Source organism: Parageobacillus sp. VR-IP (assembly GCF_013357975.1).
Classification (GTDB): Bacteria; Bacillota; Bacilli; order Bacillales; family Anoxybacillaceae; genus Saccharococcus; species Saccharococcus caldoxylosilyticus.
Window position 1 is genome coordinate 235,836 of record NZ_JABVYQ010000002.1, and the last position, 15,201, is coordinate 251,036.

Consider the following 15,201-nt stretch of genomic DNA (forward strand, 5'->3'; position numbering starts at 1 on the left):
TCCTTATTCGTCCGAAGTATGTTGGAATGATTGCAACAACTGGGAAAGATGCAAACTCATTTCTTTTTCGATCGCTGCGTACATCATCGTGAATAATTCGAATCCGTCCTTTTGATATAATCGCATTGGGTCTTCTTGCTGGTAATGGCGCAGCCCGATTCCTTCTTTTAAAAGCGCCATATTTTCTAAATGCTTCATCCAATTTTGATCAATCACCGTTAACATGATATTTTTTAATGCTGTCTGAAGCGATAGGTTGTTTTTCCATGTTTCAAGATACTGAATATAGGAATCTACCGCTTCCTTCACTTTCTGTTTCACATCTTCCATATCTTCTAATGAATGTTCAAAGGAAACTTGCTGCGGGTAGAGAAGACGGTTTAACTCCTCGGTCATCGTTTTAACATCCCATTCTTCTGGAATAAGCTCTGGCAGACAGTATTTTTCGACAATGTTGCTGCACGCGGATTGAACCATCGGAACGATAAGAGAAATCCTGTCTTCTACTTTTAATACTTTATCACGTATATGGTAAACAACGTTTCGCTGCTCATTAATGACGTCATCCAGCTTTAAATTGTATTCCCTAATCGAGAAATTAATGCCTTCTATAATTCGTTGTACTTTATCCACAAACTCATGAATGTTGCTGTTTATAATTCGTCCAGTTTCATCTGTTTTTAGTTTCGGTTTTAATTTTTCCGTTTCTTCCTTCGCAAAGCGGCGAAACATATCATCTTCAAGGGAAATGAAAAACTGACTCGAACCCGGATCCCCTTGGCGACCCGCTCTTCCTTTCAGCTGGTTGTCAATTCTTCGGCTTTCATGCCGCTCTGTTCCGATGACGTGCAAACCGCCAAGCTCAGCAACTCCTTCGCCTAACAAAATGTCTGTTCCCCGGCCGGCAATATTCGTAGCAATCGTGATGCGGCCGCGCTGCCCAGCTTTGGCAATGACCTCCGCTTCCTGCTCGACCGTTTTCGCGTTCAACAGCTCATACGGCAAATTTTCTTTATCTAAATATTTAGCTACCTCCTCTGACTGCAAAATCGAAGTCGTCCCTATTAAAACCGGCTGTCCTTTTTCATGACGGCGTTTTACTTCTTTCGCAACTGCCACATATTTGTCATGTCTTGTCATGTACACGTTATCCGGCATATCCACGCGAATTTTCGGCCGGTTCGTCGGAATCGGGATGACATCCATTCCGTAAACGTGCTGGAATTCTTTTTCTTCCGTTTTCGCTGTTCCTGTCATCCCTGATAAAATCGGATACATACGGAAATAGTTTTGAATCGTAATAGAAGCTTGCGTTTTGTTTTCTTCGGTAATTTCCAAACCCTCTTTCGCTTCAATGGCTTGATGAAGCCCATCGCTTAACGAACGCCCTTCCATTACGCGGCCTGTAAACATATCGACCAGCATTACTTTTCCGTCCCGGACGATGTAATCAACATCTCTCTTGAAAATCACATGCGCCCGCAACGCCTGAATGACGTAATGGTATAAAATTTGGTGCTGCAAGTCATATAAGTTGTCAATGCCGAACGCTTTTTCCACTTTTTCGATTCCTTTTTCCGTTAAATTCGTTGTTTTCATTTCTTCATCATATATATAGTCAACGTCACGCTCAAACCTCTTGACTAAACGTGCCGCGATATAATGAAGTTCCGAGCTTGATCTCGTTTTTCCCGCAATAATGAGAGGCGTTTTCGCTTCATCGATTAAGACGCTGTCGATTTCATCGATAATGGCGTAATGATAAGGGCGTTGCACTTTATCGGAAAGATCGTACACCATGTTATCCCGTAAATAATCGAATCCAAACTCTGTGCCAATTCCGTATGTAATATCGGCTTGATACGCTTTTTTCTTTTCCGAAGGAGACATCATTGGAAGATTCAAGCCGACGGTAAGACCAAGAAATTCATGAATTTGGCCGATTAAATTTCTGTCGCGTTTTGCTAAGTAGTCATTGACCGTGATCACATGCACGCCTTTTCCTTCCAGCGCGCGCAAATAGCTTGGAAGCGACGCGACAAGCGTTTTCCCTTCCCCAGTGGCCATTTCAGCGATATTTCCTTCAGCAAGGACAAGCCCGCCCATAAGCTGGACGTCGAAATGCCGCATGCCAAGCACCCGTTTCGCTGCTTCTCTCACCACCGCGAACGCTTCCACCTTAATATCGCCAACGGACTTTCCCGAAGCCAATTGTTCTTTAAAATATTCTGTTTTTGCCCGCAGTTCCTCATTCGTGAGCTTTTCCATTTGTGGTTCAAGCTGATTGATTTGTTCAACCAGCTGTCTATATTTTCTTAACCGCCGTTCACTGGCATCTCCAATTGTTTTTTTTAAGAGTGAAAGCATTCCGAATTACGCTCCTTTATGACTAATTCTAATATAGTATACCAAATTAACCATTGTTATGAAATATGAATCTATTATAGGATGTTTTGTTATTTTTTTGAAGTCGTCCCTTGCTTAACTCCTATTTCAAATATGACACTTTATGTGAAAAAATTACTTGTCGACAAACTTTGCCGAATATTATAGAATGACATCGATAGGATTTAGGTTGATAAGCCAGTCCACGGTTTCCGTGGCTGGCGCTTTTTTTTGTCTGCAGAAACTATTGAAAAAGAAACATGATGCCACCTCTTGATGGCACCATGCTTTCTTACTCATGCAGATGGGACCAAATATTTGTATCAACAGAACTTCTGCATCGTTACCGCCATCACATCTTCGAAATCCATCTCCACAGGGATGTAATCCATAGCCAACAAAGTGACATCACTTGGGAAAAGTGCTATACTAACCATTTGAAAGACATTTCATTTTTAGGATGGAGCATTATCAAGGGAGGATCGGTAGTGGATATTCTCGTTATTATCCCTGCTTATAATGAAGAAGCGACCATAAAAAAGACGGTCATGAATTTAATCCAAACGTGTCCATATGATTATATTGTGATCAACGATGGCTCCACCGACCGAACATTGGATATTTTAAAAGAGAACCGATTTCATTATTTAGATTTACCGGTTAATTTAGGAATCGGTGGCGCGATGCAGACGGGCTATCGTTACGCACTTAGAAAGGGATATCAATACGCGATTCAATTAGACGCGGACGGTCAGCACGATCCAAAAGACCTAGAAAAGCTTGTTGCGGAAATCAAACAATCTGGCTGCGATATGGTCATTGGCTCTCGATTCGTAGAGAAAACGAATTACAAAGGCAGCCCTTTTCGAAGAATGGGGATTCTTTATTTTTACTATCTGCTCTATTTTCTTTCTGGAGTGAAAATCACCGATCCGACCTCGGGATACCGCATCGTAAACAGAAACGTGATGCGCGAATTCGCGAATTATTACCCTGTCGATTATCCTGAAGTCGAAGTCATCGCGAAATTAGCGAAAAAAGGGTATAAAATTAAAGAAATCAAGGTGGAAATGAACGCAAGACAAGGTGGAAGATCATCGATCACCCCGTTAAAATCGCTATACTATATGACCAAAGTAACCTTCACTTCTTTGATTCGGTCTATTTTTTAAAAAGGGGCGAAAGGGTTCGGATGAACAAAGTACAGCTAATAACCATTATGTTCGCTTCTCTTTTCCTCATCCAAGTCATTTATTATTCGACTCGCAATAAATTGAGGGACAAGCAGGCATTTCTTTGGTTTTTGCTGGCGGTAATCGGTCTTTTTATCGCCATCTTTCTCGAACCGCTGAATAAAATTGCCGCGGTGCTTGGTGTTTCTTACATGCCTACCCTCATCTTTACCATCGCGTTTTTAGTCGTCCTAAACGCGCTCATTTACCAATCGATTACGCTTTCCGATCACCAAGAAAAAATAAAAACGCTCGTCCAAGAAATCGCTTATATCAAACATGAATTACAAAATGATCAACGTAAGGAAGAGAAAGATGAGTCTTGTTAATTTTGTATTGATTTTATTAAATACGGTCATTCTCGTCGCAGGTCAGTTTTTGTGGAAATATGGCATGATGAAAACAACGTTTAAACTGGATCCTCTTTCTATTATCAAAATATTGTTTTCACCGTTCATTTTTTCCGGATTAGTGATGTACGGTTTCGCCACCATTTTATGGCTTTTTATTTTATCGCGCGTTCCATTAAGCATCGCCTATCCTGTGCAAAGCATTGCGTATGTGCTCGCCGTATTTGGCGCCTATTTTGTCTTTCATGAGCCCCTTTCTCCGACAAAAATCATCGGGGTCATTCTCATTATATTGGGTGTTTCCCTCATCGGAATATCACCTAATACTCAATAAAATACTGGAGTGAATATCATGGTGCTGTCCAATAAAAGGAGAAACATCATCATTGCCAGCATGCTGTTAACCGCGCTTGTCTTTCGCCTTTTTGTTTTATGGAAATACGGATTGTCCCTTACCCTGCACAGTGATGATATGGGATATGTAAGAAGCGGCAAAATTCTTTTAGAGAAAGGCATGCTCATTTACCATAGTATGAATGAACCGACCGTTCATATCATGCCTGGGATGCCGATATTGCTGGCAGCTGTTTTTTTTATTTTTGGCACCGGTAGCGTCGGATTGTACGCCGCAAAAGTGGTGATGATTTTATTCGGCACAGCCAGCGTCTATCTCATCTATGTAATCGGGAAAGATATCAACCAAGAATGGGCTGGCATCATCGCTGGATTTTTCACTGCGCTATTTGTTCCGCTTATCGAAACGGACAATTTAACGTTAACCGAACCGCCTTTTCTATTCGGATTTCTTCTTTTCATTCATTTCGCGATCCAACTTGGACGAAATCATAACATGTCTACTTTCTATTGGTTGATGTTTTCCTACTTGTTCTGCCTGTTGTTTCGAGCTACCTTCGCGTTGATTCCATTCGCGCTTCTTGGCTACTTGCTGCTTATCCAATATCCGCTTCGCCTCGCATGGAAGCAACTAGGAGTAGCTGTCCTGCTCGTGCTGATCGTACTTGGACCATGGTGGGTGCGCAACTATGTTCACTATAAAGAATTTATTCCATTAACCGGCGGTTCCGGTGATCCGCTTCTGTTAGGCACTTATCAAGGATATGGATACCGATATGGCGAGCCTTATAAAGAAGTCATCCAAAAAATCAATGAACAGTACCCACATATAAGCAATTACGAAAAACAAAAACTGGAAAAACAAATAGCGATCGAGCGAATAAAAAAATGGTATCATGTAAATCCGAAACAATTCATCGAAAGCTACACAACAAAAAAGGCAAAAGCACAATGGGAACAACCTTTTTACTGGATTGAAATCCTAGGCGTACCGAAAGCCGCCGTGGTTTCCTTACACCAATGGATCGTATCACTGGCGTTTGCATCCGTGGCGCTCACCTTGTTTTTGTTCAAGCGCCACCGAAAAGAACTGTTGTTTTTTATTTTCATCATCGCGTACTTTACCATTTTAAACAACGTGTTTTTTGCCTACCCGAGATACAACCTTCCGTTAATGCCGCTTTTGTTTTTATATATCGGCCTGCTCGTTTCAGCTATTGCACGCATGTTTTTCCGCAAAAAAGCAACCTCCTCTTAAACCTCATTGTTTAAGGGGAGGTTTTGTCCTTATTTTGTCCTGGTGTTCATTATGGTTGAAACATCCGCAACGTCATGCTAGAGTACACCGATTGCCGCTTTAACTCCAACCGTAGATCACTTGTTTTCAGGCAAATTTCTAGTTGTCGAATCCGCGATTAAAGCTACGGAATCTGTTTCTCTTGCTCTTCGATTCGGCAACATCATATTTCCACTAATGGATGAACAGCGTCCGAACCTTGATGGGATGCAGCGAGAATTTGATTTCGATTCGCCGCCTTCCCCTCCTGTCTAAATTGGTGTTTTTCTTTGCGGCCGGCTAATTTTTTGATCGTTCTCCACTTTGATTCCTTCCCAAATCTAGAAATACTTTTTCCGCCTCAATGATCTTTTGGAAGAAATGTCTACTTTGTTCCCAATGTTCCTCTTTCACTTTTATTATACTAATTCCATAAATTTAGTATTTTCTTTATCTTTCATTTTGATTTATACTAAACAAGTATAAACAAGTATTATTTTACTATGGAGGTTATTTTATAAAAAAATTGATTATTTTTACTATCACGGCATCTCTTGCAATCGCAACATTGCCTGCTTCTGCTTTTGCGATTAGTCCTAATGATCCTGAGCTTCAAACCTACTTAAATGGGATCGGTATGACACAAGAAGAACTAGAAGAATATTTAAGCTACGATGGCTACACATTAGAAGATTTTAAAGATGTCAACGATCTTCGCAACGAGCTTGGCGATGTATTGACAGAAGAAAATTTAGAACAATTGCTTGAAGATTACGGATTAACGAAAGAGGAATTAAAACAACTTCTTATCGATAACGGTGAACTAGAACCAAACGAAGAAATTACGGAAGCGTTTAAGTTTTATAACGACTTAGAAGAGTTCCTCCTTTTTGAACAATCCTATTCAACACCGATTACCGAAGAAACGCTTGCCGATTTCTTGCAACAGCGGAATATGACGAAAGAACAATTACTTATGCTCCTTAGCAGTCATCATGAATCATTAAAAGATTACAGCTCCATCGGCGAATTGGCTGATGCGATTGATTATTATCAAAGCTTAACTCCGCTTACGGAAGAAACATTGAACGAACTTTTAGACACACTCGGACTTACACGACAACAATTGGAAGAGTTGCTTGCGGCAAACCACGATTCGTTACATAACTATACGACAGTGGAAGAACTATCAGAAGCCATTGTCGATTATATGCTTCCTGATTTAGAAGAGCTTGGTCTGACGAACGCTGAACTCGAAAAATTGTATCATCACTTCCAATCACTGAATATGGAAGATCCGCAATTTGCGAGCCAAATGGAAGAAATCGGCCGGCGGCTGGAAGCCATTAGCTCGTACGATTTTGAAGGGGTAACAGAGTTGTCCCCGGCGCAAATAGCGGAAATTGCCGATGTGATACACGACATGCTTGACATTTTCCAATTGGATGTGAAATTTTATTTGACGAAAAACGGGGAGAAAAAGCCATTAAGCCTAGCGACGCTGCTAACGATGGAATCCACCAACGGCTATGACCTCTTGATCGAAATTTATAACAAACAAGGCGAACTGCTTGCCGACTTCATATTGACAGCGGACATGTTCAACTCTGATTTATTTGAAAACGTAGGCAAAGATTTAGAGAAAGCTGGAAAAGTCGCAAAGATAGAGAAAAAGATTGAGAAAAAGGTAAAACTAAAACCGGTAAAAAGAACGGTAAAAGGAGCAAAACTTCCAAAAACAGCTTCCCCATATGTATCGAATGTGCTTATAGGCGTTGTATTCATCGCTTTGGGAGCGTTCCTATTCCGTGTGCGAAAAGGATTAGGAGCAAAATAAAATGCAAAAACAACGAATCGTTCGCTTTCTTGGCATTAGCTTGATGGTGGTTGGCTTCGCTCTCGTCTTGCTCAACGGCTACCAATACGCAAAGGGGATCAACGCCGCAAAACCGGCGCCAACGGAAACAGCAACGAAAGCAGCCTCTACACCGCCAAAAACTGCAGCAACGATTTACCCGCGCCAACCAAAAGTGGGCGAAAATATTGGGGAGCTCATCATTCCGAAACTGAACGCCAGTCTTCCGATTTATCATGGCACCAATGAAGAGGAGTTAGAAAAAGGAGTCGGTCATTACGCTGGAAGCGTCCTGCCAGGAGAGTCAGATAACTGCGTCCTTGCAGGACATCGCGACACCGTCTTTCGCAGACTGGGCGAGGTGGGAAAAGGAGACTTGCTGATTGTCAAAACGATCGCTGGAGAGTTTACCTATAAAGTCCGCAAAGTGCGAATTGTAGATGCCGATGACAGAACCGTGATTGTGCCCAAGCCAAAAGCTACATTAACCGTCTCCACCTGCTATCCGTTTCACTACATCGGCGCGGCACCAAAGCGGTATATCCTCGTCGCTAACTTAGTGGCGACAAGACATTGATGCCTGCTTTATCCCTTCACTCTCTATAAATTTCATAAAAACACCGTTGTGTCAGTCACCAATCCTTTTTATACACCCCCCACGGAGTTTCCGTGGGGGTTTTGTGATTCGCTCTTGGCTTGCGAAACACTTTTTTCACCAACATGAACGGCATCCATATAATACGTTGCTTGCGTGTAGTAAAGCGTGACAGGCACAAAATGAAAGAGAACTGCCATCATCATGCCGTAAATAGAATTTTTTTTAAACATTGTATTCCCAAGAAAAATAGTTATTTCCCTAGCGCAACTGTAAAAAGGCAAAATGAAATTGCCTGCCTCCTGTTGAGTTTCGGAAATAGGCAATGTCCCAAATCAATGAGTCAATCCAAACATGAAAAGAGATGTTTTGTATTATGGAGTCAATAACTGCTCAAACTGCTGCAATGTAATGTGAGGATATACCCACTGCCGTTTTAACTCAAAAACGGGATCACCTGGATAAACCGTGCCTTTTTTCGTCGTAAACGCCATCGTAAACCCCGCATCTTTCACGATTTGAATCGTCCGTTTGTCGTACGCACCGAACGGATACGCGATAGCCGTCGCATTTACTTTGGCGATGCTCGCTTTTAAATCGTCCATAATTTCATGATACGGTTTAAACAATAAATAAGGCCCGTTCTTTTTATCAAATAAATGAAAATGATTCGTGTGGCTTTCAAATGTAAACACATCCTGCATTTTTGCTACTTCCTGCTTGCTTAAAAACTGCAAGCCGCTCGGGTCAAACGGCTGCGGAGCCGGTCGCATCCGCCCTGTAATCATAAAGATCGTCGCTTTAAAATTCAACCGTTTCAATAACGGATACGCGTACACATCATTCGATTTCAACCCATCATCAAATGTAATCAATACCGATTTTGGCGGAAGCAGCTGCTCCTTCTTGACATACGCCAACAGTTGCTGCGGAGTAATCGTCGTATAATGCTGCTCCTTTAAGTAATTCATTTCATTCGTAAATTGGCTTAACGGGACGGTTGTCGTAGCCCGGAAAATCCGCTCATCTTTATCTTCCAAAATATGATGATATAACAAAACCGGAACTCCTGGGTCTTTCTCCGTTATATGTTTATAAATATACCCGTCTCGTCCTCCCAACTCCACAACATAAAACTGTTTCGTCTCCTCCTTCACTGGATAACGAACGCCCGCATGAATCTCCCCAATCGACTGTTTATTTCCATTTTGGAACATATACACTTGCAAATCTTTCGTTCCAATCACGCTTCTTTTTAAGCGGTCTGCTAGTTTCGTAAACTCCGCCGGCTTTCCAAGTCTTACGTCTTGCTTTTTCACCATCCCTTTTACAAAGCCGTAGTGAATGAAATAATAGGTTTCGTTTTCTCCGACTACTTCAAAGGCTTGTCCATGATATATTTTTCCCACTTCCTGAAGCTCATCTGCCACATATGCATACACGGGGGCCGATGGACCGATGGTTTGAATAGATGGACCGGTGGTTCGAATAAATATTTTTTGATTCACGGAAGCCTGCTTTTCATAAGGCAATAAAAACAGAAGAACCAACATCATCATGATGCCTAGTACCCTGCTGCGCAACGGATTCCCTCCCTGTATCATCGATTCTATTTTATTAGCATTATTTAGTTTACCATGATTTTTGTACCATTTCCTCTTAAACATAAACATTACTTTCGAATGATAACATAATGTGATCGTAACAGGTAAAAATTTGCCTCTTTGTAAAAGAAATACTCGATTGATGACAAATTCTGCACATTTGTATTACAATATGCTTATGCCTATATTGATACATATGGGGGACTAGTCTATGATGTATAAAAGCAATCCGCTAAAGGAAATTCTTCATCCGAAAATCGCATTTGCCCAGCTTAGAGAAGCGGAACGGGTGAAAAATGTAATATTGGTCGCCCTTCTTCTCTTGCTTATGAACGTCATCCTTTCGTTGCTGCGGGCTTATTTTGGCATTGGCACGGAAGAACTGACCAAGCATCTCGACCGGTACACCGGCGAACAATTTGCTTTCTTGCAGCTTTTATTCGCGTTCAGCCATGCCTTGGGCGGTCTGTGCGTTCCACTATTATTTTTATTCATATCCTCTATCATTTATTATTTGCTTTTTGATATAGATTTTGTGAAACTATTAACAATTCAACTGCCGATTTTGCTCATTTTCTTACTCGAAGATTTGTTTCTCTTTCCATTCCAACTATTTTTCGGCGTAAAGGATCTCTTTTCCCCATTTTCCCTTGGTGTGTGGGGGCCTTACATAACGAAACATGCCTTTATATGGGCGCTGTTGCGAACCGTTTCACTCTTTTCCATCTGGGCCATATCGATACAAATCATTGCTCTTCGCTCCTTGACGGAAAAATCGGTTCAACGCATCGCGATGATCGTTATCGCCGTCTACCTCTTTTTCGCTTTATTAGCAGCAGCAGGCACAGAATTTCCGTTTAATGGATTTTAATGAAAGGTAGGAATACCAATGAAACGATGGAAACGATACATATTCATCGTCATCGTGCTATGTATATGCGCAAACTTTTACATCTTGTTTCATGCCCAAAGCAAAATTCCAAAATCGGTCTATGTGAACGAACGGGCAAAACCAGAAAAAACAAATATCAAAGAAACCGTCCATACTACCGGCATGACCGTGCCAACAGAGCGAAAATTCATTTACTATAATCCGCAGCTTGGCGCCATCGATGAAATCCTTGTCACAAAGGGACAAGAAATACAAGTCGGCACACCACTGATACGCTACGTGGATGAAGAAATCGACCGGGAGATTCATCGAATCGCACGAAAAAAAGAACAATTAAACGCGCAAATCGAGCAGCTTTCTAAAGATATCGATGATTACACAGCCATGTCCTCTTCTGCCAAAGAAGATAGCATAGAGAAGATGCAATGGGAGGAAAAAGCAAGGGAAGCGAAGCGAGAAAAAACGCTGCTCGAATGGCAAATGAAGGAATATGAGGAACAACAACATGAACTCACAGAGAAAAAAGACGAACTGATCGTGGAAAGCAACACAGCTGGCGTGGTCGAAGAAATCAGCTATAACAAGTCCAAACCGCTGATCACCATCGCTTCCCCTTCCGCTATCGTTCGCGGAAAAGTGAAGGAAGAAACCATTGGAAAACTCGCTGTCGGACAGACAGCGACCGTCAACGTTCCGAACGAACATGAGTCATTTGCCGGTACGATTGCCGATATCGGCAAATTTCCAATCAAAGAAGCGAGCTTTCAAGAAAAAAGCGAATATCCGTTTACTGTGCAACTCAACGAACAACCGAAACAACTTCCTTTCGGGTATCATGTAAACATCACCGTAGTGACAAAAGAAAAAAACGGCGTGATTACCGTTCCTGCCGAAGCGGTGTGGCATGAAAAAACGAAAGCATTTGTCTATGTCATTCATAACGGCAAACTCGAAAAACGAAACGTAATACTAGGAATCAAACATGGAAAGAAACAAGAAATCGAGCAAGGCCTGCGCCAAAACGAATATATTGTGTCCCATCCGACAAAACAGATGAAACACGGAATGGACGTCATCGTTCCGCTTGAGGTGGAAAAACCAAGAAAAGAAACAATCAAGCAATTATCGAAATGGGACATCGTCAAACACTTCCTCGACGGATTTTTCCGTTCCTTCTATTGATAAGGGTTTTCTAAAGAAAAACTGGCCTTTTCCTAATACATGCAGGAAAGGCCAGTTTTTTCTTCCTTCGCGGCGAAAAAGCCTTACAAAGACTTTTCTCCGCAGGGCTTTCGGGCTTTTTCAGAAAGTGAAAGGCGTTTACATCAACTTCGCGGATACTAAAAATGCCAATAATACTTTCGCCATTTGATCGCGTTTGATATAGCTGTTTGGTTCAAAGCGCCCATTTGCTCCCATGGAAAATACCGCTTGATATACTTTTTCAACGGCTTTCCGCGAGGAAGCACCAATTTGTTTTACGTCCTCAAAATCTGTTACTTTTCTGTTTTTGTTCAGTTTGGTAAAGTCATCGTTTAAGAAAGAGAGATTCATCACTCGTTCGATCATCATAGCCGCTTGCGCTCTCATCGCATTACGGGTGGGTGACAGGCACGCATCCCAATGGGGAGAGGATTGTATTAATTCATCGGTTGATCTGTTGTTTGATCTGTTGATGGATCCGTTGATTGGTCCTGCGGTGATTCATCCGTTGTTCCTTCATCCCATTCACCTTCGTAACTTTCACTCTCATTTAATTCATGATCTTCAACCGTTTCCTCTCCATCAGACGGCTCTTCTTCTAGATCTGTTTTTTCATCCGTTGGTTCGTCGTTTATTTCTTCCTCATGCCAGCTTTCCTCTTCAGAGATATTGCTTCCATCAATGGAATCGTCCATCTCCACATTTTCTTCTATCGCATCGCTTTCATCGTCGTTTTCATATTCACTATCCGTTTCGGACTCTTGTTCATCATAGTTCCAAACATCGTATGTATCATATGCTTCGCTGTAATCTCCGCCCTCGAAATACCCTTCACCTTCGAGGCTCTGATAAAAATACATTCCTTCATTGTTGTAAAACATTGCATAAATCTCATCTTCCGCAAGCGGTGAGGAAATCCACTTCTGTATAAGGCTATATATTTTAAAAATTGGGATACTAAAACCGATATTCGCCTCTGTTGCATGGCGCGCCGAATTAATCGCTAGCACTTTTCCTGTTTTTCGTTCCAATAACGGTCCGCCACTGTTTCCAGGCGCCATCGGGGCAGAGATTTGGTAAACATCTTCATATATATGCGGTTCGATCACGAAATTACGGTCTACGCCGCTAATATACCCAAATGTCGCTGTATTTTCCAATCCCATCGGACTTCCGAGCGTAATGACTTCTTCGCCAACTTGCGCTTTTCTTGTTGTTTCCAAAAGAAGCGGGCTTTTATTTTTCAGCGCAGGAACGCGCACAACGGCAACATCGATGTCGTTGCTGTAACCGATTACTTTTCCTTGAAATTCTTCTCCGTTTCTGTCACGAACCATGACGTCAATCGACCCTTCGACCACATGCGCGTTCGTTAACACATCTCCTTGTTTGTTGATTAAGAAACCGGATCCTTGCGAATAGCCAGTATAAATGGTAAATACTTTTTCTTGCGCTTCGGCAATAATTTTCGTTACGTCTTTGTTCGTATTCGCCGCTGTTGCTTTGGCGGCAGGTGCGGTCTGGCTTTTCACTTTTTCCACAGGTGTTTTTCTTTCTTTTTTTACCTGCTCGATTGGCTTGCTGGCGACTTCCTCTGTTTTTTTCTCATCATATCGCCATTGATGGACAAGTGCCGTCCAAATACTAACACAAACGACAAACATGAATATAGCCGTCATCACTAATAGCTTATTAGACTGAGGCCGCACAGAAGCACCACAGTTGCTGCAAAATTTTGCCCCAGACTCTGTTTTGTTTCCACATTTAGCGCAATACACGCGAAAAACCCCCACCCTTTGATCATTTTATATACTTCTATCATACTAGTAAAATATACCTATTTCAACAAAATATCTACAATAATGGGTGATTTTCTGCGATAAACAAACTATTGTCAACAACGATTTAAAATTAGTTCTTACGCTAATTTGGGGAGATAACTTTCTATTAACTACATGGATATAATAGATATCAATAAAAATAAAGGGGCTCGTAACGATGATTAACCTTTCTTGGTCTCCTCTTGATTCAACTATCAAGTTACTAGATGTGTCTGATGTTGATGATAGTTTATGTTTAACGGTAAAAAGCAACCGAGAGTCTTCTCCCTGTCCTGCCTGTCATCATGTTTCCTCCCGCCCGCATAGTCGGTATACACGTGTGATTCAAGATCTTCCTATCGGCCTGTTCGACTCCTGCTTATTTCTCGAAAATGGTTTTGCGATGATCCTTCCTGTTCCGTTAAAGTGTTTACTAAGCGTTATGACTGGCTGGCGCCGCATGGTCGTCGTACCCTTCGGGCAGGACACACTTTGCGACAAATTGCCTTTTCCACGAGTTGTTTAGCAGTTGAAAAGATTGCACAAGCGATTCATCTGCCTATCAGCCATGATTCATTGTTAACGATGATTTATAAAACTCCTATTCCTGTGGAGGTGTCTCCCATTCCTCGAAATCGATGATTTGGCTTTTCGAAAAGTCCATACGTATGGAATGATGATTTGTGATCTTCGCAGTCATCACCTGTTGCTCTCTTGCCAAATCGGCTGCCGCAAACACTTGCCGAATGGCTGAAAACATATTCCCATGCACAAGTGATGAGCAGGGATGGATTTACAGGATTCCGTCAAGTGATTCTAATGCCAATCCTTCCATCCTTCATGTGTACGATCGATGGCATTTTATCGGGAGTGCGAAGAAGAGACTAGATTTCCTTCTTTTATCCCTCGTTCCTTCTGTGATGACATGGAGTGAATCGAACACATCTGTTCATGAAATCGAAGTGACAAAGCAAAAAAGAGGAAAAAGCAGCGCCAGGAACAAAAATGGACACTCATTCAAGAAATCTAAATGGCTCATGAGACGAATCATCATGACAAATGAACGTAACGATGAGGTGTTTCCAAATGTTGAACACAGGAGGGAGAATAGCGCCTGCTGATCTTCAGAAAAGAACATGCAGGATGAAATGCGATTCCTTGTTTACAAATGATCGTGCTGACAGAAAAATGGATCCATCGCTCACAAAGATCCATCTAACCACAAAGGTCTTGTATGAAATTCGTTTGTAAGAGAAAAAGTAGACAAAAATCGATCCTACATGATTACTCTAACTTGCCTATTGCCCCCCTTTTTAACCCTTCACTTCGAACTTCTTCCTGTAAAATAACAAATCTACTTAACTTTTTTTGATTCGTTGAGCGGATTTTGTCTGTTATGGTGAAGATTTCCCCTATAATCAATAGCGGCCGCGTCATTCTCTCCATCCCTCCGTCATCGATGATTTGGACATATCCCTCTTCCCTCTCGCTTTTATTTTTTGTCTGACATAAAATATCCATAAGCATAGGCTTGACCATTGGCCAGCCTCATCCACCCTCAGTCATTACCGCCTTCCTTTTTCACAATATGGTTGAACATCATCACTTGAAAAGAGATTTGGAGGCTTTGTGTAT

14 protein-coding genes are annotated in these 15,201 nt (G+C 41.7%); 8 read left to right on the forward strand and 6 right to left on the reverse strand.

The annotated features are described in order from the left end of the window. Nucleotides 1-3: 3 nt before the first annotated feature. A complete protein-coding gene (gene secA2, locus HT574_RS06710) occupies nucleotides 4-2,367 on the reverse strand; it encodes an accessory Sec system translocase SecA2 (protein WP_175243966.1) in 2,364 nt (787 codons plus the stop codon). Nucleotides 2,368-2,873: 506 nt separating this feature from the next. On the opposite strand from secA2, the gene HT574_RS06715 reads away from it, so the two are divergent. From HT574_RS06715 to HT574_RS06740, 6 genes are all read left to right on the forward strand, one after another. Further along, the gene (locus HT574_RS06715; RefSeq protein WP_042408164.1) at nucleotides 2,874-3,557 is read left to right on the forward strand and encodes a glycosyltransferase family 2 protein; all 684 of its coding nucleotides are present in this window, start codon (nucleotides 2,874-2,876) and stop codon (nucleotides 3,555-3,557) included. Nucleotides 3,558-3,577: 20 nt separating this feature from the next. After that, nucleotides 3,578-3,946 (forward strand): DUF2304 domain-containing protein, encoded by a 369-nt coding sequence (locus HT574_RS06720; protein WP_175243967.1) that lies wholly within the window; start codon nucleotides 3,578-3,580, stop codon nucleotides 3,944-3,946. Beyond that, entirely contained in the window at nucleotides 3,933-4,301 is a 369-nt protein-coding gene (locus tag HT574_RS06725; protein ID WP_175243968.1) for an EamA family transporter, read from the forward strand. The genes HT574_RS06720 and HT574_RS06725 overlap by 14 nt, the downstream gene beginning before the upstream one ends. An 18-nt stretch (nucleotides 4,302-4,319) precedes the next feature. Beyond that, nucleotides 4,320-5,579, forward strand: coding sequence for an ArnT family glycosyltransferase (locus HT574_RS06730; RefSeq protein WP_175243969.1), 1,260 nt, complete (start codon nucleotides 4,320-4,322; stop codon nucleotides 5,577-5,579). A 544-nt stretch (nucleotides 5,580-6,123) separates the two neighbouring features. Beyond that, on the forward strand, nucleotides 6,124-7,434 hold the full coding sequence (locus HT574_RS06735; protein WP_217499440.1) for a processed acidic surface protein: 1,311 nt from the start codon (nucleotides 6,124-6,126) through the stop codon (nucleotides 7,432-7,434). Between the two features lies 1 nt (nucleotide 7,435). After that, a complete protein-coding gene (locus HT574_RS06740; RefSeq protein ID WP_175243970.1) occupies nucleotides 7,436-8,029 on the forward strand; it encodes a class D sortase in 594 nt (197 codons plus the stop codon). A gap of 68 nt (nucleotides 8,030-8,097) precedes the next feature. Here the strand turns inward: HT574_RS06740 and HT574_RS06745 are convergent, their stop codons facing one another. Then, nucleotides 8,098-8,331, reverse strand: coding sequence for a hypothetical protein (locus tag HT574_RS06745; RefSeq protein ID WP_175243971.1), 234 nt, complete (start codon nucleotides 8,329-8,331; stop codon nucleotides 8,098-8,100). A gap of 90 nt (nucleotides 8,332-8,421) precedes the next feature. Beyond that, nucleotides 8,422-9,630 (reverse strand): polysaccharide deacetylase family protein, encoded by a 1,209-nt coding sequence (locus HT574_RS06750; RefSeq protein WP_175243972.1) that lies wholly within the window; start codon nucleotides 9,628-9,630, stop codon nucleotides 8,422-8,424. A 232-nt stretch (nucleotides 9,631-9,862) separates the two neighbouring features. Between HT574_RS06750 and HT574_RS06755 the strand changes: the two genes are divergently transcribed. Beyond that, nucleotides 9,863-10,522: a hypothetical protein gene (locus tag HT574_RS06755; protein ID WP_175243973.1), complete on the forward strand. Its 660-nt coding sequence runs from the start codon at nucleotides 9,863-9,865 to the stop codon at nucleotides 10,520-10,522. 18 nt (nucleotides 10,523-10,540) lie between these two features. Next, nucleotides 10,541-11,725 (forward strand): efflux RND transporter periplasmic adaptor subunit, encoded by a 1,185-nt coding sequence (locus HT574_RS06760; RefSeq protein ID WP_175243974.1) that lies wholly within the window; start codon nucleotides 10,541-10,543, stop codon nucleotides 11,723-11,725. 138 nt (nucleotides 11,726-11,863) lie between these two features. Here HT574_RS06760 and HT574_RS06765 read toward each other — a convergent pair whose 3' ends face one another. The 3 genes from HT574_RS06765 to HT574_RS06775 form a co-directional block, all read right to left on the reverse strand. Next, nucleotides 11,864-12,115 (reverse strand): S-layer homology domain-containing protein, encoded by a 252-nt coding sequence (locus HT574_RS06765; protein ID WP_175243975.1) that lies wholly within the window; start codon nucleotides 12,113-12,115, stop codon nucleotides 11,864-11,866. Nucleotides 12,116-12,183: 68 nt separating this feature from the next. After that, entirely contained in the window at nucleotides 12,184-13,524 is a 1,341-nt protein-coding gene (locus tag HT574_RS06770) for a trypsin-like peptidase domain-containing protein (protein ID WP_175243976.1), read from the reverse strand. A gap of 1,326 nt (nucleotides 13,525-14,850) precedes the next feature. Continuing rightward, on the reverse strand, nucleotides 14,851-15,105 hold the full coding sequence (locus HT574_RS06775) for a hypothetical protein (RefSeq protein WP_175243977.1): 255 nt from the start codon (nucleotides 15,103-15,105) through the stop codon (nucleotides 14,851-14,853). Nucleotides 15,106-15,201: the final 96 nt, after the last annotated feature.